Source organism: Pseudomonas sp. UW4 (assembly GCF_000316175.1).
In the GTDB taxonomy this organism is placed as follows: Bacteria; Pseudomonadota; Gammaproteobacteria; order Pseudomonadales; family Pseudomonadaceae; genus Aquipseudomonas; species Aquipseudomonas laurylsulfatiphila.
The window spans coordinates 2,777,867-2,799,265 of the sequence record NC_019670.1 but is presented as its reverse complement, the minus strand read 5'-3'; the positions used below and the strand labels follow the sequence as shown (position 1 = coordinate 2,799,265).

17 protein-coding genes and 3 tRNA genes are annotated in these 21,399 nt (G+C 60.2%); 11 read left to right on the top strand and 9 right to left on the bottom strand.

Annotation, left to right across the window (positions count from 1 at the left end; translation table 11 throughout):
* Positions 1-12: 12 nt before the first annotated feature.
* The 8 genes from PPUTUW4_RS12160 to PPUTUW4_RS12125 form a co-directional block, all read right to left on the bottom strand.
* Positions 13-99: transfer RNA gene (locus PPUTUW4_RS12160), tRNA-Leu, on the bottom strand.
* 195 nt (positions 100-294) lie between these two features.
* A tRNA-Cys gene (locus PPUTUW4_RS12155) sits at positions 295-368 on the bottom strand.
* Between the two features lie 47 nt (positions 369-415).
* Positions 416-491 (bottom strand) — tRNA-Gly (locus PPUTUW4_RS12150).
* A gap of 63 nt (positions 492-554) precedes the next feature.
* Positions 555-1,115, bottom strand: a complete 561-nt coding sequence (gene pgsA, locus PPUTUW4_RS12145; RefSeq protein WP_015094913.1) for a CDP-diacylglycerol--glycerol-3-phosphate 3-phosphatidyltransferase — start codon at positions 1,113-1,115, stop codon at positions 555-557.
* A 32-nt stretch (positions 1,116-1,147) separates the two neighbouring features.
* Entirely contained in the window at positions 1,148-2,971 is a 1,824-nt protein-coding gene (uvrC, locus tag PPUTUW4_RS12140) for an excinuclease ABC subunit UvrC (RefSeq protein WP_015094912.1), read from the bottom strand.
* 2 nt (positions 2,972-2,973) lie between these two features.
* Positions 2,974-3,615: a UvrY/SirA/GacA family response regulator transcription factor gene (gene uvrY / locus PPUTUW4_RS12135; protein WP_008015884.1), complete on the bottom strand. Its 642-nt coding sequence runs from the start codon at positions 3,613-3,615 to the stop codon at positions 2,974-2,976.
* Between the two features lie 136 nt (positions 3,616-3,751).
* Positions 3,752-4,186 carry a GNAT family N-acetyltransferase gene (locus PPUTUW4_RS12130; protein WP_015094911.1) on the bottom strand — a complete coding sequence of 145 codons (435 nt, stop codon included), beginning with the start codon at positions 4,184-4,186 and terminating at the stop codon, positions 3,752-3,754.
* Positions 4,186-4,944 (bottom strand): carbon-nitrogen hydrolase family protein, encoded by a 759-nt coding sequence (locus tag PPUTUW4_RS12125; protein WP_015094910.1) that lies wholly within the window; start codon positions 4,942-4,944, stop codon positions 4,186-4,188. Before PPUTUW4_RS12125 ends, PPUTUW4_RS12130 begins: the two co-directional genes overlap by 1 nt.
* A gap of 627 nt (positions 4,945-5,571) precedes the next feature.
* Between PPUTUW4_RS12125 and PPUTUW4_RS12120 the strand changes: the two genes are divergently transcribed.
* A complete protein-coding gene (locus tag PPUTUW4_RS12120; protein ID WP_015094909.1) occupies positions 5,572-6,651 on the top strand; it encodes a 3-deoxy-7-phosphoheptulonate synthase in 1,080 nt (359 codons plus the stop codon).
* 57 nt (positions 6,652-6,708) lie between these two features.
* On the opposite strand, the gene PPUTUW4_RS12115 is transcribed toward PPUTUW4_RS12120, so the two are convergent.
* Positions 6,709-7,773, bottom strand: a complete 1,065-nt coding sequence (locus PPUTUW4_RS12115; RefSeq protein WP_015094908.1) for a hypothetical protein — start codon at positions 7,771-7,773, stop codon at positions 6,709-6,711.
* Positions 7,774-8,110: 337 nt separating this feature from the next.
* Between PPUTUW4_RS12115 and PPUTUW4_RS12110 the strand changes: the two genes are divergently transcribed.
* The 10 genes from PPUTUW4_RS12110 to PPUTUW4_RS12065 all read left to right on the top strand — a co-directional run bounded on the left by PPUTUW4_RS12110 (position 8,111) and on the right by PPUTUW4_RS12065 (position 21,252).
* Complete coding sequence (locus tag PPUTUW4_RS12110; protein ID WP_015094907.1) at positions 8,111-8,992, top strand: triacylglycerol lipase; 882 nt, start codon at positions 8,111-8,113, stop codon at positions 8,990-8,992.
* A gap of 107 nt (positions 8,993-9,099) precedes the next feature.
* Positions 9,100-9,381 (top strand): peptidylprolyl isomerase, encoded by a 282-nt coding sequence (locus PPUTUW4_RS12105; protein ID WP_015094906.1) that lies wholly within the window; start codon positions 9,100-9,102, stop codon positions 9,379-9,381.
* A gap of 135 nt (positions 9,382-9,516) precedes the next feature.
* Positions 9,517-11,385 (top strand): extracellular solute-binding protein, encoded by a 1,869-nt coding sequence (locus PPUTUW4_RS12100; RefSeq protein ID WP_015094905.1) that lies wholly within the window; start codon positions 9,517-9,519, stop codon positions 11,383-11,385.
* Entirely contained in the window at positions 11,385-12,446 is a 1,062-nt protein-coding gene (locus PPUTUW4_RS12095; RefSeq protein ID WP_015094904.1) for a microcin C ABC transporter permease YejB, read from the top strand. Before PPUTUW4_RS12100 ends, PPUTUW4_RS12095 begins: the two co-directional genes overlap by 1 nt.
* Positions 12,446-13,468: an ABC transporter permease gene (locus tag PPUTUW4_RS12090; RefSeq protein WP_015094903.1), complete on the top strand. Its 1,023-nt coding sequence runs from the start codon at positions 12,446-12,448 to the stop codon at positions 13,466-13,468. The genes PPUTUW4_RS12095 and PPUTUW4_RS12090 overlap by 1 nt, the downstream gene beginning before the upstream one ends.
* A gap of 13 nt (positions 13,469-13,481) precedes the next feature.
* Complete coding sequence (locus PPUTUW4_RS12085) at positions 13,482-15,059, top strand: ABC transporter ATP-binding protein (protein ID WP_015094902.1); 1,578 nt, start codon at positions 13,482-13,484, stop codon at positions 15,057-15,059.
* Positions 15,060-15,219: 160 nt separating this feature from the next.
* Positions 15,220-16,635 (top strand): sigma 54-interacting transcriptional regulator, encoded by a 1,416-nt coding sequence (locus PPUTUW4_RS12080; protein ID WP_015094901.1) that lies wholly within the window; start codon positions 15,220-15,222, stop codon positions 16,633-16,635.
* A 284-nt stretch (positions 16,636-16,919) separates the two neighbouring features.
* Entirely contained in the window at positions 16,920-18,311 is a 1,392-nt protein-coding gene (locus tag PPUTUW4_RS12075) for a GntP family permease (RefSeq protein WP_015094900.1), read from the top strand.
* Between the two features lie 7 nt (positions 18,312-18,318).
* Positions 18,319-19,092, top strand: coding sequence for a 3-hydroxybutyrate dehydrogenase (locus tag PPUTUW4_RS12070; protein ID WP_015094899.1), 774 nt, complete (start codon positions 18,319-18,321; stop codon positions 19,090-19,092).
* A 204-nt stretch (positions 19,093-19,296) separates the two neighbouring features.
* Complete coding sequence (locus PPUTUW4_RS12065) at positions 19,297-21,252, top strand: acetoacetate--CoA ligase (protein ID WP_015094898.1); 1,956 nt, start codon at positions 19,297-19,299, stop codon at positions 21,250-21,252.
* Positions 21,253-21,399: the final 147 nt, after the last annotated feature.

Genomic DNA, 21,399 nt, shown 5'->3' with positions numbered 1-21,399 from the left:
CCTTGATATTCATGGTGCCCGAAGCCGGAATCGAACCGGCACGCCCTTACGAGCGGGGGATTTTAAGTCCCATGCGTCTACCAGTTTCGCCATTCGGGCGGTAGCGCGGTGAATCGTCCAGGTTGTGCCAAATAACGATCTGGCAATTCTGACGCCTGTGCAGCAGAGGTGGAAATATATACATCCCGCCCCGGTGAAGCAAGTTCGCAAATACCCTTTTCAAGACTAAATCTTGCAGGCTGCTGAAAATAAAAAAGCTCCGTAAATCATAGATCTACGGAGCTTGTTTATTAGTGGAGGCCGAGGTCGGAATCGAACCGGCGTAGGCGGATTTGCAATCCGCTGCATAACCATTTTGCTACTCGGCCTCAAAACATTTGATATCTAGTAGCGCGACATCAAATGCGTACAAACTTGGAGCGGGAAACGAGACTCGAACTCGCGACCCCGACCTTGGCAAGGTCGTGCTCTACCAACTGAGCTATTCCCGCGTCTTGGTGTGGCGCATTCTATAGAATCCAGAAGCCCCGTCAACCCTTTGATTCAAAAAAGTTTTATTTCTTTTCAACGTCGGTCTTCAGATGTGGCCAGGCAGCCCGCAGGTACTGGACCATCGACCACAAAGTCAGGCCGGCCGACACCATCAGCAGCGTATAGCCCAGCAAGACCCAGAAACTGAAATCCTTGGGATTGGCCAGCAGGATCACCAGCGCGAGCATTTGCGCGGCGGTTTTCCATTTGCCAAGGTTCGATACGGCGACGTGGGCACGTGCGCCCAGTTCGGCCATCCATTCGCGCAGGGCCGAGACGACAATTTCTCGACCGATGATCACGGCAGCCGGCAGCGTGAGCCACAGGTTTGCGTGTTCCTGCACCAACAGTACCAGCGCAACCGCGACCATCAGCTTGTCGGCAACCGGATCGAGAAAAGCCCCGAACGGTGTGCTTTGTTCCAGGCGGCGGGCCAGGTAGCCGTCCAGCCAGTCGGTGGCGGCAGCAAAGGCGAAGACCGAGGCGGAAGCCAGGTAGCTCCACTGGTAAGGCAGGTAGAACAGCAAAATGAAGATCGGAATGAGCAGAACGCGTAGAACGGTAATCAGATTAGGGATATTCATCGGCACAACTGGCTACGAGGTGAGGGGGCATTCTACTCGCTGTGCAGATTTGCATAAATCAACTCTGCGAGCTTTTTACTGATCCCGGGGGTTTTGGCAATTTCTTCGATGCTTGCACGAGACAGCTCCTGCAATCCACCAAAATGTTTCAACAAATCCCGCCGACGTGTTGGACCGACGCCAGCGACGCCTTCCAGTGTAGACGTCCGACGGGTTTTTCCACGCCGGGCGCGGTGCCCGGTAATGGCAAATCGGTGGGCTTCGTCGCGAATCTGCTGGATCAGATGCAGCGCGGGAGAATCGCCGCGCAAGGTGAATTCATGCGCGGCGTCGTTCAGGTACAGGGTTTCGAAACCGGCCTTGCGCGTCGCGCCTTTTGCCACGCCGAGCAGGATCAGATCAGGTACGGCCAGTTCATCGAGCACGTCACGGGCCATGGACAACTGACCTTTACCACCATCCACCAGCAGGATATCCGGCAGCTTGCCCTCCCCGTCCTTCAGTTTGCTGAAACGTCGGGTCAACGCCTGGTGCATCGCCGCGTAATCATCGCCGGCCGTAACACCCTCGATGTTGTACCGGCGGTAATCGGACTTGATCGGGCCTTCGGGGCCGAAGACCACGCAGGACGCCACTGTCGCCTCGCCACTGGAGTGACTGATGTCGTAGCACTCCAGGCGTTGTGGAGGCTCATCGAGTTTCAGCACCTCGGCCAGTGCATCGAAGCGCGCCGTAATGTGCTGACGATTCGCCAGGCGCGCATTCAGCGCCTGCTCGGCATTGGTCACGGCCAATTGCTGCCAGCGCGCTCGCGTACCACGCACGCGATGGCTGATGGTCAATTCACGACCGCGCAGCTCGTCGATGGCCGCGATCAGTGTTGGAAAGTCATCGTGGACCACATTGACGATCAACTCGCTGGGCAAGTCGCGTTCAGGGCTGCTGATGAAGTATTGGCCAAGAAACGCGGCCATGACTTCAGAAACATCTTCTTCAATACCGACTTGAGGGAAGAAGTTCTTGCTGCCCAACACCCGCCCGCCCCGCACGCTGATCAAGTGCACACAGGCACCGCCCGGGTTGACGAACGCGGCGATCACATCGACGTCCCCGGTCCCGCCTTCCATGCTCTGCTGGTCCTGGACCCGGCGCAGCAACGCAATCTGGTCCCGCAGCTCGGCCGCTCGCTCGAACTCCAGATTGATCGCCGCTTCTTCCATCCCGGCAGACAACTCGTCAGTCAGCGCGCTGCTGCGTCCTTCAAGAAACATCACCGAGTGGCGCACGTCTTCGGCGTACACCTGGGGTTCCACCAGCCCGACGCAGGGTGCCTTGCAGCGTTTGATCTGGTATTGCAGGCAAGGACGGGTGCGGTTCTTGTAATAGCTGTCTTCGCATTGCCGAACGAAAAACGTCTTTTGCAGCAGGCTCAGGCTTTCGCGGATCGCGCCGGCGCTGGGGTAAGGACCGAAATACTTGCCCTTGGCCTTTTTCGCACCGCGATGAATGCTCAGGCGCGGAAACTCTCCGTCGGAGAGAAAGACATAGGGATAGGATTTGTCGTCGCGCAGCAGGATGTTATAGGGCGGGCGCCATTCCTTGATCAGCGTCTGCTCGAGCAGCAAGGCTTCGGTTTCGTTGGCCGTGATCGTCGTTTCGACCTGGGCGATACGCGCTACCAGTGCGGCGGTCTTGGGGGCAAGCCCGGTCTTGCGAAAGTAACTCGACAGGCGATTCTTGAGGTTTTTCGCCTTGCCGACGTAAAGCAACCGCGCTTCGCTGTCGAACATGCGGTACACGCCGGGGCGCCCGCTGACGGTCGACAGAAAGGCGCTCGGATCAAAGGTTTCGGTCATTTTCAGAGGCTGGCGTCGACCATGCCATGACGCACCGCCAACAGCGTCAACTCGACATCACTGCTGATCGAAAGCTTTTCGAAGATGCGGTAACGGTAGGTGTTCACGGTTTTCGGGGACAGGCACAATTTGTCGGAAATGATCTGTACTTTCTGGCAGCCGACTATCATCAGCGCGATCTGGATTTCCCGCTCGGACAGGGCATCGAAAGGCGAGTCGTTGGTGGGCTGGAAGGACTTGATCGCCAGTTGCTGGGCAATTTGCGGGCTGATGTAGCGTTGCCCGGCGAACACCAGGCGGATGGCCTGGACCATTTCCGGCAAACCTGCCCCCTTGGTCAGGTACCCTGCCGCACCGGCTTGCAACAGCCGCGTAGGAAACGGGTCCTCTTCACACACGGTCACCGCGACGACCTTGATATCCGGATGACTGCGCAATAATTTGCGAGTGGCCTCAAGACCGCCAATACCCGGCATCTTGACGTCCATCAACACCACATCGGGTTTCAGCTCACGCGCCTTGAGCAGGGATTCTTCACCCGACTCGGCCTGGCCGACTACTTGCAGGCCATCGATGTCAGCCAGCATTCGTGTAATGCCTGTACGAACGAGATCATGGTCATCGACTACTAGCACCCTAATCAAGCAGACACCTCGCGATATGGTCTTATTGGGTTGCCAGACACCTTAGCAAAAAGCATCTGGCAGACCTAGCGGAAAGCATCAGATTAAAAGTTTCAATTCATCTTGAAAGGCCGGTCGCAAACGCGTTGCGCCAATGTCATGGACTGATATCAAGCTGCATTCTCAGGAAACATTCATCCTTACCCACCACCGTGAATCCCTTGCGCTCGTACAACGCCCGCGCCGGGTTATTTTCAAAAACCGTCAAGCGTAACGCCGATCGCCGCTCCTGGTATGCGACTGACAGCACCTGATCGATTGCCCAGGAACCAATGCCCAGCCCGCGAAACGCTTCGACGACCTGCAGTTCGCGGATGTACAACGCTCTGGCATCACGGCTCAAGCTCACATAACCGGGCAACTGATCGCCGCTTGTCAGCATTCGGTTGTCCCGCCCTGACCAGGCCACGTCAAAAGCTTCGTCCAGCCATATCAGGTCGTGCCGAATGTAGTAGCGCAGCATGTTTTTACAGGTCAGGTGGCGGGCGAAGGCCAGGTCCTCTGGCGTGGCCGCACGCCATGCGCAATCCATCACACCGGCTCCACGGCGACGACTTCCCCGCTCCAGCCCTCGCTGTTGCGCCGGGCCACAACCAACTGGCTGCCGGTACCGGTGGCGGCCGCAATCAACAAACCGTCCGACGCCCAGATCGCGCTGCGTCCTGCCGACGTCCAGCCACCTGTCGCGCCACCATGATTGGCCATCAACACCACCATGGAGTGCTGCGCGGCATAGCCTTGCAGCAACGCGGTATCCGCGACGTAGCCGTTTTCCGTGATCAGCACGCCTGCGGCGTAGACATCTGCACCCTGGCACGCTGCAGCAGCGGCATGGCTGGAGTGGGAAAAGTCGGCGCAGACCGCCAGAGCAATAGTGTCTGTCCCGATGGTAAGGGGCTCCCCCCCGGCGCCCGGTGCAAACGCCACTTCTTCCCCGGGATGCAGATGCTGCTTGCTGTAGACCCCAAGCGAACCATCGGCCCCCAGCACCAGCGCACCGATCAGGACCGACTGGTTATCCGGCAGTCGAATCGGCATACCGACGACAGCCGTCACACCGACTGCCCGGGCGACGTCTCGCAGCGGTTGCAGAAGGGCGTCATCCGACACAATGGCCAGCTCGGCCGCGAGCCCGCGCTCGTAGCCGGTCAGCGACAATTCAGGGAACACCAGCAACTGCACGCCCTGCTCCGCGGCTGCCGCGATGAAGCGTTGGTGCCTGGCGATATTGCCAGCAATGTCTCCGGCGATAGAGATCGATTGGGCTGCGGCGATGGTCAGCGGTAACATGAGGCGTCCTTGTGTCGATGTACTTTTAAACAGACGCAGAGTTTGTCACAACCCTCAGGCCACTCAAGCGATAGAAAACCCTGTCGCCGGCCAATAGCATTTTCTGATTGAATCTGCGCACCGGCCTCTAGTAAGCTCGACCCATCCATCGGAGACAGACCATGTTCAGCACCCTCTCACAGCTTCGTACCGCCAGCGCCCTGCGCTCGGTTGCGGCTGCCCGGGTGAACGACGGCTGTGCTCCAGTCAGCTTTTATTTTGGGTATTGGTTTAGCCACTGGCGCGCCTGATACCCACACGGCGCCCACTTTAAACGGGTCGCCACCAGAGAATTCTCAACCCCCGGTCGGCCTCCCGACCGGGGGTTTTGTTTTTTCAGCCCCAAAGTTTTTAGCGACACACCAGACATTTAGAGGATTCAGACCATGAACTACGCCACTTATTACCGTTACGACAGTTTTACCGCCTGGCGATTTACCACCCACCGCTCGGGACAGCCTGCCGCCTCCGATCGGTCACCCACAGGTGGCAAGCGCACACACACAGCCAGTCTGGCCAATTGTCGAACACCCCAGTAGGGCCGAGCGCGCGGGCACGAACCCGCCACCAGCCCAGGAAGCCTTGAATATGAACTCGTCCGTCTCCGCACTGCCGCTGTCCACCTTGAGCCCTGCCAATGAAGCGCTGACCCTGCGTCTGCCCAGCTCATTGCAACTCAAACAGCAATTGCCCCTCGGTAACATCCTGACCCAGCAAGTCGCCACCCACCGCCAGGCGGTTCGCGCGATTCTCAACGGTGAAGACTCCCGTATGCTGGTCATCGTAGGCCCATGCTCGATCCATGATCCGGAATCAGCCCTCGAATACGCCAGCAACCTTGCCCGCCTCGCCACAGAAGTCAGCGACGAAATGCTCCTGGTGATGCGCGCCTACGTCGAAAAACCCCGTACCACGGTTGGCTGGAAAGGCCTGGCCTACGATCCGCACCTGGATGGTAGCGATGACATGGCCGCCGGCCTGACGCTGTCCCGCGAGCTGATGCGCGAAATGCTCCGCCTGGGTTTGCCCGTCGCAACTGAACTGCTGCAACCGATGGCAGCCGGCTACTTCGATGACCTGTTGAGCTGGGTGGCGATTGGCGCCCGGACCACGGAGTCGCAGATCCATCGGGAAATGGCCAGCGGCCTGGGCATGCCTGTCGGGTTCAAGAACGGGACTGACGGCGGTGTCGCTGTCGCCAGCGATGCCATGCGTTCCGCCGCCCATCCCCATCGCCATTTCGGTGTCGACAGCCAGGGCCATCCGGCGATCATTCAAACCCCGGGCAATGCGGACACTCACCTGGTATTGCGCGGCGGCCATCGCGGGCCGAACTACGACAGCGCCAGTATCGCCCGGGTCAACAGTGACTTGGCCCGGCTCAGGATTCCGGCCCGCATCATGGTCGATTGCAGTCACGCCAACAGCGGCAAAGACCCGTTGCGCCAGCCGGCCGTGTTCAACGATGTGCTTGAACAGCGCCTGCAAGGTGATCGTTCGCTGATCGGCATGATGATCGAGAGCCATTTGTTCGAGGGCTGTCAGCCGTTGAGTTCGTCAATGCAATACGGTGTGTCAGTGACCGATGGCTGCCTTGGTTGGGCCGGGACAGAACAGCTGTTGCTTGAAGCGGCAGATCGGCTGCGAGTGCAAGACAACGCCCAATAACCGGCATCACCTGTCCGCCCTCCGGCCTTCATCTGAAGACTGGAGGGCAAATGGCGATCAATGTCCCATCAGGGATTGCACCTTAACCCGTGTCACCCCGGATTGTTGAGAGCTGTCATCAAGGCGCTCGACCGAACAGGAAACACGGATCGCAGAATCTCGATGTTCCCTCCAGAACCGGTAGGGAACGATGAATATCAACGGCTCGCCCGCGGTGTCTCTGGTGATTTCGCGCTCGTCACAGTGATTGAATTTCTCCCCGTCACATCTCAGGCAAACCAGCTCCCCTTTTTCAGCCCTGGGGTTTTCGATGACGACGGTCACTCCATCCTGCACGTCATGCAGATCCACCCAGCCTTCGTCGGCTTCCAGCACAATAGGTGCTGGCAGTGGTCCCCGCTCCATCTTGCCAATCATCAGTGTCGTTACTTCAGAGTATCGAGGGCCATGCCCTGCTTGCTTGACGCAATAATCGACGGAAACGGATGACCCCAGATTGGGCGCAATGCACTCCGGGCTGACCCAGAACGACAACTCATTGCCCACAGCAAAGGACTCGACCTTGAGTGCATCACTGAAGCTTGCTTCGAGCGAAACACCCGTCCAGGTCAGCAACACCCAGTCGCCCGCCGTCATGCGCGCATAGGGTTTGATTGTAACGATCGCCCCTTCCTTGACCCGATCCGGATCAAGCGTTCTGCCCACCGCGTCGTCCACCGTCGCGGGTAACAGGTCTGATTGCACATCACCCACACACAGCTGTAAACGATGGGAGTGCACGATCCCGATAAAACGACTGCTCAAGAGCGAGTAGCTGATTTCGAGTGAACCACCGTCGAGCGCCTCGATATAAGCGCTACCCACGGCAAAGATCATGTCCTCGCCGACCCTGTCGTCACTGACGAAACGCGTCACCTGATGATTGCAGGCGAGGCCATCGGCATCAAGCCCCGCCCAATTCAATAGCAATTTGTCGCCGCAGGTCATGCCTGGGTAGGGGCGGACCCTGATGACGGCTTTTCGGTCAGAGGGGTTCAGAACACCGTTTTCCGCCTGCTCCAGTAAGGGCGGGGGCAATGGTTGCAGGACGAGATTCAAGGTGTCGGCTTCATAGACAGTCATTCATTCGCTCCAGTCCTTGGAATAAACACCGAACGGGTGGCCGGTTTTGGATGACGTCTATTTAACCTCACGACTATCCGCCGTGATGTCGGCCGCTCACTCAGCCTCGCTCGGAAAGTCGATACATGTGAAGTAGGTCTTTGATCAAGAGCCACCTGATTGCCGTGAAAAATCGTCAAACGATTCCGACAAAGCCTCAGAAAATCTTCAGCATTCACACTTGCACTATTCCGCTTTCCGGAGGTTTCAGCGGACTTTTCATACATCGCGCCAACCTCGAGTGTTTTAGAGTGAAACGCCATGCAGTCCCGACGAACTTCTGTGCAAAGGTGTGAATATGCAAAGGAATGCAAGCACTCGTTATCCAATACTGCTGATCCACGGCCTTTTCGGCTTCGAAAGAATCGGCAAGTTCGAGCTGTTTCACGACATCAGGCAGGCGCTGAGGAATGCCGGAGCAAGGGTGTTCGTTCCCCACTTGTCGGCCATCCATGACAACGAAGTACGCGGTAAGCAATTGCTCATGCAGATCGAGCGGGTACTGGAAGGAACCGGTGCCTGCAAAGTCAACCTCATAGGCCATAGCCAGGGTGCACTGGCCGCACGTTATGCCGCAGCGGTTGCACCACGCAGTGTGGCATCGGTGACTTCCGTCAGCGGGCCGAACCATGGCTCGGAGCTCGCCGATTTCCTGCGCAAGGCATTGACACCGGGCCGTCTGCCGGAACATGTGGCCGAGACGGTGGTGACCCTCTTCGCCGACTTCCTCGCGACCCTGAGCGACAACCGGTACCAGCCGCGCAACGCCATTGCCGCCCTCAATGCACTGACCACCGAGGGCGTAGGCGCCTTCAATGACAAATACCCGCAAGGGCTGCCCGCCACCTGGGGTGGCAAGGGTAACGAACGGGTCAACGGTGTTCGTTACTACTCGTGGAGCGGCATAGTGCCTTCGAATGTGCTCAAGGAGGGGCTCAATGCGCTCGATCCGCTCAACGGTTTCTGTCGGCTCCTTTCCGGGTATTTCGTCACGGAAGCCGGGCAGAACGACGGTTTGGTCGGTCGCTTCAGTTCTCACCTGGGCACGGTTATCCGCTCCGACTATGCGCTGGATCACCTGGACACCCTTGGCCAGCCGGCAGGCCAGTTGCGCACAGGCGTCGACCCGGTCGAACTGTATGTCCAGCATGCCGATCGCTTGAGAGCCGCCGGCCTTTGAGGGGCTACCTGCCGTGAATCCCGCATGGAACGGAACTTTGAGGAGAAATAGCTCACTGAATCCGGTAGGCTGCGCATTTTACCGAATATTGAATGGAGTATTTTCCCATGGCCAGAGCCACTGCCCGTCACATCCTTGTTGCCTCGGAAGCCAAGTGCAACGAACTCAAGGCCCAAATCGAGGCTGGTGCCGATTTCGCCGAAGTTGCCAAGGCAAACTCCACCTGCCCTTCCAGCCGCCAGGGCGGTGATCTGGGTTCGTTCGGTCCAGGCCAGATGGTCAAGGAATTCGACACCGTGGTTTTCAGCGCGCCGCTCAACGTGGTCCAGGGCCCGGTCAAGACCCAGTTCGGTTACCACCTGCTGGAAGTGACCAGCCGTCAGGACTGATCGACGCTTGAGCTATTCACACAACGGCCCGCCTTTTGGTGGGCCGTTGTGTTTCGCACGCGTAATTCGGCTGGCGAGGGACGCGCCGCTAGCGTACAAATTGTCGTTAACGACCACCCGGCTCTAAGGCTGACAATGCGACTGGCTTTCCCTACCTTGTTGTTCACGGCCGTGGCCCTGCTGTCGGGTGCCGCGGGTGTGAATGCGGCACCGCAACCGGCAATGACCGTGTACGGCGAACCGGCAAAATATCCTGCCGGCTTCAGTCATTTCGCCTACACCAATCCGCTGGCCCCCAAAGGCGGCACGATGCGGCGATCGGCGATCGAAATCGGGCAGTTCGACCATGTCTTGCCTTACATCGACAAAGGCATCGGCGTCACACAGATCGACGGCTTGCTCTATTCGCCGCTGGCCCAGCGCTCGCTGGACGAGCCGTACACCGTGTACGGCCTGGTGGCAGAGAAGATGGAGCGTTCCGAGGACGGCCTGTCACTGCGTTTTTACCTCAACCCCAAGGCGCGTTTTGCCGATGGCAAAGCCATTACCGCCGAAGACGTGCGCTATACCTTCGACCTGCTGATGACCCAGGGCAGCCTGCGTTACCGCACCCAGTTCGCCGACGTCAAAGGCGTGGAAGTGGAATCTCCTCTGACTATCCGCTTTGATTTCAAGAACAACGAAAATCGCACTCTGCCGCTGGATATCGCAACCCTGCCGGTGTTTCCCGAACACTGGTGGAAGACTCGCGATTTTGCCGGTGGCGGCGGCTATGAAGCGCCGTTGGGCAGCGGCCCCTATAAAGTGGGCAAGATCGATTCTGGGCGCAGCATCACCTTCGAACGCAATCCCGACTGGTGGGGCAAGGACCTGCCGGTCAGCCGTGGCCTGTACAACTTCGATCATTTCAGCATCGAGTACTTCGGCGATACCGACGTGGCGCGCCAGGTTCTGCGCGGTGGCGCCTATGACTACAACCGGGAATTTTCCGCCACCGGCTATTCCATCGGCTATGACAGTCCGGCACTGAGCGACGGTCGTCTGCAAAAGGCCCACCTCGCCACCCAGGCGCCGCAGCCAGCCCAGGGTTTTGTGTTCAATCTGCAAAAGCCCATGTTCCAGGACCGACGCGTGCGCCAGGCGCTGGTGATGCTGTGGGACTTCGAGTGGAGCAACCGGCAGATGATGCGCGACATGTACATCCGCCAGCAGAGCTTTTTCTCCAACACCGATCTCGCCGCCCGGCAACTGCCGGATGCCGGGGAGCTGGCGATTCTCGAACCGCTGCGCGGGCAGATTCCCGACGAAGTCTTCACCCAGGTGTTCGAGGCACCGAAGACCGATGGCAGCGGCGTGATTCGCGACAAGCAGCTACAGGCCCTGGACTTGCTCGAACAGGCCGGCTGGAAACCCGACGGCGACCAACTGGTCAACGCCGACGGCGAGCCGTTGAGCTTCACCTTCCTGGTCAGCCAGAACGGCATGGACCGTCTGCTGTTGCCCTATAAACGCACGCTGAAACAGATCGGCATCGACCTCAATATCCGCCGCATCGACTCGTCCCAGTACGTCAACCGCCTGATGAGCCGCGACTACGACATGATCGTCACCGGCTACCCCGTCACCACTTCTCCAGGAGGCGAACTGCTCAATTACTTCGGTTCCGAGGCGGCCACCGACCCGGGCTCCAACAACTACATGGTGTTGAAGAACCCGGCAGTGGACACCCTGATCACCGGGCTGATCCGGGCCAATACCCAGGCTGACATGCTGCATTACGCCCATGCCCTGGACCGGGTGCTGCAATGGAATTACTACTGGATTCCCAACTATTACCCGCCGGGCACCTCGACGGTGTGGTGGAACCGCTTCGGCATCCCGAACGTGCAAGCGAGCAATGACGAAGCCATCGAGAGCTGGTGGGAGATGAGCACCACGCCATTGACCAACCAGCAGATGACGGCCGAGCGTATCCGTCGTGGCAAACCCGGAGGGCCGCACTGATGTGGGCTTACATACTGCGGCGCCTGCTGTTGATCATTCCGACGCTGGTGATCATTCTTCTGGTCAACTTTGTCATCGTTCAGGCGGCACCGGGCGGGCCGGTCGAACAGGCCATCGCACACTTGCAGGGCATCGGCGGCGCGGCGGTCGGCGGCGGCTCCGGCGAGCCCATGAACGGCAAGTCCCGGGCTAGTCGCGGGCTTGATCCGCAGCTGATCAAGGACATTGAAAAACAGTACGGCTTCGATAAACCGGCACACGAACGCCTCTGGCTGATGCTCACCAGCTACGCGCGCCTGGACTTCGGCAAGAGTTTCTTCCGCGGCGCCACCGTCACCGACCTGATCCTCGACAAAATGCCCGTGACCATTTCCCTCGGGCTCTGGGCGACGCTGATCACTTACCTGGTGTCGATTCCCCTGGGCATCCGCAAGGCCGTGCACCATGGCAGCCATTTCGACATCTGGAGCAGTACCGCGATCATCATCGGCTATGCCATGCCGGCGTTCCTGTTTGCGATGTTCCTGATCGTGATGTTTGCCGGCGGCACTTCGCTGAACTGGTTCCCCGTTCGCGGACTGGTCTCGGACAACTTCGAATCGCTGTCGACTATTGGCAAAGTGGCCGATTACTTCTGGCATCTGGTGTTGCCGGTGACCGCGCTGGTGATCGGCGGCTTCGCCACGCTGACCATCCTGACCAAGAACTCGTTCCTCAATGAAATCACCCGCCAGTACGTGGTCACTGCCCGGGCCAAGGGTTTGAGTGAGCGACGGGTGCTCTATGGGCACGTGTTCCGCAACGCCATGCTGCTGGTGGTGTCGGGCATTCCCCAGGCGTTCATCAGTGTGTTTTTTGCCGGTTCCCTGCTGATCGAAGTGATCTTCTCCCTCGACGGCCTGGGCCGCATGAGTTACGAAGCAGCGGTTTCCCGGGACTATCCGGTGGTGTTCGGCTCGTTGTTCATCTTCACCCTGTTCGGCCTTTTGATAAAACTGGTCGGCGACCTCTGCTACACCCTGGTCGACCCGCGTATCGACTTTGCCGCGAGGAACGCCTGATGCTCAAGCTTTCACCGCTGGCGCGCCGGCGATTCGAGCGTTTCAAGAAAAACCGTCGGGGCTGGTGGTCGCTCTGGCTGTTTGTCGGCCTGTTCCTGATGACCCTGGGCGGCGAACTGATCGCCAACGACAAACCGCTGATAGTCAGCTATCAAGGCCAGTGGTACTTCCCGGTGTTCAAGCGCCACACCGAACAGGAGTTCGGCGGGCAACTGCCGTTCCAGGCCGACTACCGCAGCGACTACGTGCAGAAGCTGATCAAGAAGGATGGTGGCTGGTTGCTGTTTCCACCGATTCCATTCAGTGACGACACGCCCAACTATGACCTGAACAAACCCGCTCCAAGTCCGCCCACCAGCGTCAACTGGCTGGGCACCGACGACCAGGCGCGGGACGTTCTGGCCCGGGTGATCTTCGGTGCCCGGGTGTCGATCCTGTTTGCCTTGATGTTGACGTTTGTCAGCGCGCTGATCGGCATTGCGGCCGGTGCCCTGCAAGGCTATTACGGGGGCTGGGTGGATTTGCTCGGCCAGCGCCTGCTGGAAGTCTGGTCCGGGTTGCCGGTGCTGTACCTGCTGATCATCCTGTCGGGTTTCGTCGAGCCGAATTTCTGGTGGCTGCTGGGAATCATGGCACTATTTTCATGGCTGGCCCTGGTGGACGTGGTGCGCGCCGAGTTCCTGCGCGGGCGCAACCTGGAATACGTCAAGGCCGCGCGCGCGCTGGGCCTGACCGACCGCAAAGTCATAGTCCGGCACATTCTGCCCAACGCCATGAACGCGACCTTGAGCTACCTGCCGTTCATTCTCACCGGGGCGATTTCCACCCTGACGGCGCTGGACTTCCTCGGCTTCGGCATGCCCGCGGGCAGTGCTTCCCTGGGCGAACTGATCGGCCAGGGCAAGCAGAACCTGCAAGCGCCATGGCTGGGCCTGACGGCGTTCTTCACCCTGGCGCTGATTCTTTCTTTACTGGTGTTTATCGGCGAGGCGTTGCGAGACGCCTTCGATCCGAGATCTTGAGCGGACGGCGGCAATGACCAACCTGATCGAAATCCGTGACCTCAGCGTGGCCTTCAGTGGCCAGACCGTGGTGCGCAATCTGTGCCTGGACATCCGCCCCGGCGAATGCCTGGCGCTGGTGGGCGAATCGGGATCGGGCAAGTCGGTGACGGCCCACTCGATCCTGCAACTGCTGCCGCAAACCGATACCCGGACAACGGGCAGCATCCGCTATCGCGGCCAGGAACTGGTAGGTGCCGATGCCGGCAAGTTGCGACAACTGCGCGGCAATCGCATTGCGATGATCTTCCAGGAGCCCATGACGTCCCTGAACCCGCTGCACAGCATCGAAAAACAGATCGGCGAAACCTTGCTGGTGCACAAAGGCCTGGCAGGCAAAGCGGCGCAGGCGCGGATCCTTGAACTGCTGCACCTGGTGGGCATCCAGAAACCCGAGGAGCGCCTCAAGGCCTATCCGCATCAACTGTCCGGCGGCCAGCGCCAGCGGGTGATGATTGCCATGGCCCTGGCGTGCGAACCGGAACTGCTGATTGCCGACGAACCGACCACCGCGCTGGATGTGACTGTGCAGCGCAAGATCCTGCTGCTGCTCAAGTCCCTGCAACAGCGGCTGGGCATGTCGCTGCTGCTGATCAGCCACGACCTGAATCTGGTGCGCAGCATCGCCCAGCGCGTGTGCGTGATGAAGGCCGGGGAAATCGTCGAGCAAGCGCCGTGCGAAACCCTGTTCACTGAACCGAAGCACCCTTACAGCTGCGTATTGCTGCACGCCGAACCCGAGGGCGAAGCCTTGCCCCGGGATGAGCGCGAAAACGTACTGGAGGTGAACGATCTGCAGGTGCGGTTTCCCGTCAGTGGCGGCCTGTTCCAGCGCAAGACCTGGCTGCGTGCCGTCGATGGCATCAGCCTGAACATCCAGCGCGGCAAGACCCTGGGCATTGTCGGTGAATCCGGTTCCGGCAAGTCCACGCTCGGTCAGGCGATCCTGCGTTTGCTCGACTCCGAAGGCAGCATCCGCTTTCAGGGCCAGGCGCTGGATGGCCTGACACAAAAACAGCTACGGCCGTGGCGCAAGAAAATGCAGGTGGTGTTCCAGGACCCCTTCGGCAGCCTCAGCCCGCGAATGTCGGTGGCGCAGATCATCAGCGAAGGCCTGGAAGTGCACAGCCAGTTGAGCACGCAAGAGTGCAACGCCGAAGTGATCCGCGCACTGAGCGAAGTCGGCCTCGACCCGCAAAGCCGCCATCGCTATCCCCACGAATTCTCCGGTGGCCAGCGCCAGCGCATCGCCATCGCCCGGGCGCTGGTGCTCAAACCGGCGCTGATCCTGCTCGACGAACCGACCTCGGCGCTGGACCGCACGGTGCAGAAACAGGTGGTCGCCCTGCTCCGTCAACTCCAGGAAAAGCACGGTCTGACCTACCTGTTCATCAGCCACGACCTGGCGGTGGTGCGCGCCCTGGCCCACGACATGATCGTGATCAAGGACGGCAAAGTGGTGGAACGCGGCGCCAGCCATGAGGTGTTTGACTCACCGCAGCACCCGTATACCAAGGAGCTGTTGGCGGCGGCGTTGCTTGGGCAGGCATAATCGGCTGCATTCAGTTGGACCGCGGCGCGGCCTTCGTCGGAACGCCGCCCGGAGCAAGCTCGCTCCCACAGTTGATCTGTGTCGTTCACAAATCCCCTGTGGGAGCGAGCCTGCTCGCGAAGAGGCCGGCACAGGCAAAACATAATCAGGATCAACCCCCATGAACACCACCGAAAGCCTCAAGGACTACCAGCGCGTTCGCCAGCTGGCGATCCGTTCATTGTTCGAAATCATCGAGCAATCGAGCGAGGGCACGGTGATTGTCGACCGCGATGCCAACATCGTCTGGATGAATGAGCGCTATGCCCGACGCTTCGGCCTGCAATCGGCGCAAGTGGCGATCGGCAAGCCCTGCGAAAGCGTGATCCCCGGCAGCCTGTTGCGTGAAGTGGTGCGCACCGGCCGGCCGATTCTGCTGGACATGCAAGACACCCCAAAAGAACCGCTGGTGGTCATGCGCCTGCCGATTCACGACGATGCCGGCGTGGTCATCGGCGCCATCGGTTTCGCCCTGTTCGACGAACTGCGCAGCCTGTCGCCGATGCTCAAACGCTACATGAGCATGCAGGAAGAACTGGCCTCCACCCGCTCGCTGCTGCGGGCGCGGCAGACCAAATACAACTTCGCCCATTTCATCGGCACCAGCGCCGCCAGCCTGGAAGTCAAACGCCGCGCCCGGCGCAGTGCGAGTACCGAATCGCCTGTACTGCTGCTCGGCGAAACCGGCACCGGCAAGGAGTTGTTGGCTCAGGCCATCCACAATGCCTCGCCCCGTGCGCACAAGGCATTTGTCAGCATCAACAGCGCAGCGATTCCCGAATCATTGCTGGAGGCCGAATTCTTCGGCACCGCCCCCGGCGCGTTTACCGGTGCCGACCGCAAGGGCCGCGCCGGCAAATTGCAGATCGCCCAGGGCGGCACCTTGTTCCTCGACGAAATCGGCGACATGCCGCTGCCCCTGCAAAGCAAACTGCTGCGGGTGCTGCAGGAAAAGGAATTCGAACCGGTGGGGTCCAATGAAGTGATCCAGAGCGATGTACGGGTGATCGCCGCGACCTCGACCGACCTGGAAGCGGCGATCAAACGCGGCGAGTTCCGCGCCGACTTGTACTACCGGCTCAACGTGCTGCCGATCCAGGTTCCGCCCCTGCGCGAGCGCCTAGATGACGTACCGGCGCTCAGCGAAGCGATTCTCGAGGAACTGCGCAGCCAGCATGAGCTGCACCACGAAGCCCTGGAATTGTTGGGGCAACACGCCTGGCCGGGAAACATCCGCGAATTGCGCAATGTGCTGGAGCGCGCGGCGCTGCTCAGCGACGACTTGCGCCTGACGGCGGCGGACATCCGCGCGGCGATTGGTACGTTCACCCGGGTTGAGCGCGTGACGCCCTTGGCCCAGGAGCCCTTTGCCCATGAAACCTTCAGTGCGGCGCGGGAGCGATTTGACCGGCAACTGATCGAAACGACCCTTGCGCAATGCGGGGGCAAGGTCATTGAGGCGGCGGCGCGACTGGGGCTGGGGCGGTCGACGCTGTACAAGAAGATGGTGGCGCTGGGGATTGCTGAGTCTCTCTAAAGAGACATGCATCTCCATTGTTAGACAGACCTTCGCGAGCAAGCCCGCTCCCACAGGAGACTTGGCTCTCCTGACCAACTCGATCAACTGTGGGAGCGGGCTTGCCCGCGAAGAGGCCGGCACTGCCAAAGCAAGTCTCAAACCAGAGACAAAACCATCTGACCAGCTCATCATATTGACAATATATCTTTATATTTCAACAACTTAACAAGATGGCACAAAACTCGCTATACGCCTCCCTACACAGTTCCACCCAACAAAAATAACAACCCAGGAGACACACCATGAGTGTGATCATTGCCTTGGCAGCCCTCGCGCTGCTGATGCTGGCTGCCTACCGCGGCTATAGCGTTATCCTTTTTGCCCCGATTGCCGCCCTCGGCGCCGTCCTGCTCACCGACCCCTCTGCCGTCGCCCCCGCTTTCACCGGGGTGTTCATGGAAAAAATGGTCGGTTTCATCAAGTTGTATTTCCCGGTGTTCCTGCTCGGCGCAGTGTTCGGCAAGCTGATCGAGCTGTCCGGCTTCTCGCGCTCCATCGTCGCCGCCGCGATTCGCCTGCTCGGCACCCGCCAGGCGATGCTGGTGATCGTGCTGGTCTGCGCCCTGCTCACATATGGCGGCGTGTCGCTGTTTGTGGTGGTGTTCGCGGTCTACCCGTTTGCCGCTGAAATGTTCCGCCAGAGCAACATCCCCAAGCGCCTGATCCCGGCGACCATTGCCCTGGGCGCGTTCTCGTTCACCATGGACGCCCTGCCCGGCACGCCACAAATCCAGAACATCATCCCCAGCACCTTCTTCAACACCACTGCCTGGGCGGCGCCGTGGCTGGGCGTGATCGGCACGATCTTCGTGTTCTGTGCCGGCATGCTGTTTCTGCAGCGTCAACGCAACAAGGCACAGCGCGCCGGTGAAGGTTATGGCTGCGACCTGCGCAACGAGCCGGAAACCGCCCCCGACCTCAAGCTGCCCAATCCGTGGCTCGCGCTGTCGCCACTGTTGGCGGTAGGCATCATGAACCTGCTGTTCACCCATTGGATTCCGCAGGTGTACGGCAAGACCCACAGCCTCGCGCTGCCAGGCATGGCCGCGCCGGTGACCACGGACATCGCCAAGCTCACGGCGATCTGGGCGGTACAGGCAGCCTTGCTGGTCGGCATCCTCATGGTGCTGGTGTTTGGCTATAAGGCGATCAGCCGCAAACTCGCCGAAGGCAGTAAAAGCGCAGTCAGCGGCGCGTTGCTGGCGGCGATGAACACAGCCTCCGAATACGGTTTCGGCGCGGTGATCGCATCCCTGCCGGGCTTTCTGGTGTTGGCCGACTGGCTCAAGAACATTCCCGACCCACTGGTCAACGAAGCGATTACCGTGACCCTGCTGGCCGGCATCACCGGCTCCGCCTCCGGTGGCATGAGCATTGCGCTGGCGGCCATGTCCGAGCAGTTCATCAGTGCCGCCCATGCGGCGAACATTCCGCTGGAAGTGCTGCACCGGGTCGCCGCGATGGCCAGCGGCGGCATGGACACCCTGCCGCACAACGGCGCTGTGATTACCCTGTTGGCGGTCACCGGGCTGACCCACCGCGAGGCTTACAAAGACATTTTCTGTATTACGCTGATCAAGACCCTGGCGGTTTTCGTGGTGATCGGCACCTTCTACGCTACTGGCATTGTGTGAGGTATTCATGACGACTCTTTCGGGCAAGACCGCACTGGTCACCGGCTCCACCAGCGGCATCGGCCTGGGGATCGCCCTCAGCCTGGCCAAGGCCGGGGCCAACCTGATCCTCAACGGCTTCGGCGATGCGTCCCAAGTGATCGCCGAAGTACAACAGTTCGGCGGCAAGGTCGGCCACCACCCGGCCGATGTCAGCGATCCGGCACAGATTGCCGACATGATCACCTACGCCGAGCGTGAGTTCGGCGGCGTCGATATCCTGGTCAACAATGCCGGCATTCAACACGTGGCTGCGGTGGATGAGTTTCCGGTGGAGCGCTGGGATTCGATCATCGCGATCAACCTGTCGTCGGTGTTCCACAGCACCCGCTTGAGCCTGCCTGGCATGCGCGCCAAGGGCTGGGGCCGGGTGATCAACATTGCCTCGGTGCATGGCCTGGTCGGTTCGGTGGGCAAGTCCGCCTATGTCGCCGCCAAGCACGGGGTGATCGGCTTGACCAAAGTGGTCGCGCTGGAAACCGCGACCACCCAGGTCACCTGCAATGCGATCTGCCCAGGCTGGGTACTGACGCCGCTGGTGCAGAAACAGATCGACGATCGTGCCGCCAGCGGGGTTGACCCACAGCAGGCACAGCATGATCTGCTCGCTGAAAAGCAGCCATCGCTGGAGTTCGTGACACCGCCGCAACTGGGCGAGCTGGTGCTATTTTTGTGCAGCGACGCCGGCAGCCAGGTGCGGGGCGCGGCGTGGAATGTGGATGGTGGGTGGTTGGCGCAGTGATCAGCCGCTAACGCTGTGGCGAGGGGGCTTGCCCCCGCTGGGTGGCGAAGCCGCCCTATAAACTCACAGACGATTAAGGTTGTCTGATTTTACGACTGCTTCGCAGCCGAACGGGGGCAAGCCCCCTCGCCACACAAGCGCCCCGGTCACAGAAGCCTGCTCCACATCAGCTTGTATGAAGGCATAAACAAGAAGAGGCAAACCATGTCCGACATCCTCTGGCAACCCGACGTCAAACGCATCGGCAAGACCCGCATGGAGGCCTTCCGGCGCTTCATCAATCAGCGGTATCACCTCAAGATCGACGACTACCCTGCCCTGCACCAATGGTCCATCGAGCAACGCCCGGATTTCTGGCAGGCCATCGTCGATTTCTTCGACATCCGCTTCCACGAACAGCCCGACGCCGTGCTGCTCGAAGGCCCGCAGATGCCCAGCGCCCAGTGGTTTCCGGGCGCCACACTGAACTTTGCCGAACATCTGTTACAGCGCCGCGATGATGCAATCGCCGTGGTAGCCGTTGGCGAAAACGGTCAGCGTGAACATTTGACCTGGGCCGAGCTGGCAGAGCATGTCGCCGGCTTTCAAAACGGCTTGATCGCCGCCGGCGTCGGTGTGGGTGACCGGGTCGCCGCGTGCATGCCCAACACCTGGCAAACCCTGGTGGCCATGCTCGCCACCACCAGCCTTGGCGCTGTCTGGTCCTGTTCTTCACCGGACTTCGGCACCCAAGGGGTGGTTGACCGTTTCGGCCAGATCGAACCGAAAGTGCTGGTGACCTGCGCCGGTTACCGCTATGCCGGCAAAGAGATCGACCAGACCGCCAAGATCAACGAGATCCTCCAGCGCCTGCCGTCACTGCAACAGCTGATCGTCGTGCCTTACGCACGCCCACAGGTGCACATCGAACACTTCCGTACCCCGGCCAATGTGACGCTGTGGGACGATTTCTACGCACCCGGCGGCGAGCCGGATTTCGTCCCGGTGCCCTTCGCCCATCCGCTGTACATCCTCTACTCCAGCGGCACCACCGGCGTGCCCAAATGCATCATCCACAGCACCGGCGGCGTACTCCTGCAACACGTCAAGGAACACGGCCTGCACTGCGATCTCGGCCCCGGCGAGCGCCTGTTCTACTACACCACGTGCGGCTGGATGATGTGGAACTGGCTGGTCTCGGCCCTCGCGGTAGGCAGCGCGGTGGTGCTGTACGACGGCTCGCCGTTCCACCCTGACCCGCAACGCTTGATCGACCTGATCGACGACGAAGGGATCAGCGTGTTCGGCACCAGCCCGAAATACCTCGCGACCCTGGAAAGCAGCGGCATCAAGCCCCGTGAAAGCCATGACCTGGGCAGCCTCCGGACGTTGCTGTGCACTGGCTCGGCGCTGTCGCCGCAGAGTTACGACTTTGTTTATCGCGACTTCAAGGCTGACGTGTGCCTGGCCTCGATGTCCGGCGGCACCGACATCATCTCTTGCTTCGTCAACGGCAACCCTGTGTCGCCAGTGCGGCGCGGCGAAATCATGGGCAAGAGCCTGGGCATGGCCGTCGAAGTATGGAACGACGCCGGTCAGCCGGTGATCGGCGAAAAAGGCGAACTGGTCTGCACCCGGCACTTCCCGGCGATGCCCGTTGGCCTGTGGAACGATGCCGATGGCGAGAAACTGCGCCAGTCCTATTTCAGCCTGTTCCCCGGCGTCTGGGCCCAGGGCGACTACGCCGAACAATTGCCCCATGGCGGGATGATGATTCACGGCCGCTCGGATGCCGTGCTCAACCCCGGTGGCGTGCGCATCGGCACGGCGGAAATCTATCGCCAGGTGGAAAAGATCCCGCAGGTGCTCGACAGCGTGGCCATCGGTCAGCAATGGCAGGATGACGTGCGGGTGGTGCTGTTCGTACGCTTGCGCGACGGGCTTGAGCTGGACGAGGCACTACAGCAGCAGATCCGCCAGACGATTCGCGCCAACACCACGCCGCGTCATGTGCCGGCGAAGATTGTCGCGGTCACCGACATTCCGCGGACCATCAGCGGCAAAGTGGTTGAACTGGCGGTGCGCAATGTGGTGCATGGACAGAAGGTGAAAAACACCGATGCCCTGGCCAATCCCGAAGCGCTGGAGCAATTTCGAGACCGGCCCGAACTCATGAATTGAAATGGGATTACCTGTGGGAGCGAGCCTGCTCGCGATGGCGTAGAGTCAGGCGACATTGACTTTGAATGTACCGCCCTCTTCGCGAGCAGGCTCGCTCCCACTTTTACCGCTCAGGCCTCTGAATCAGTCGGCGCCTGCCACCTGTGC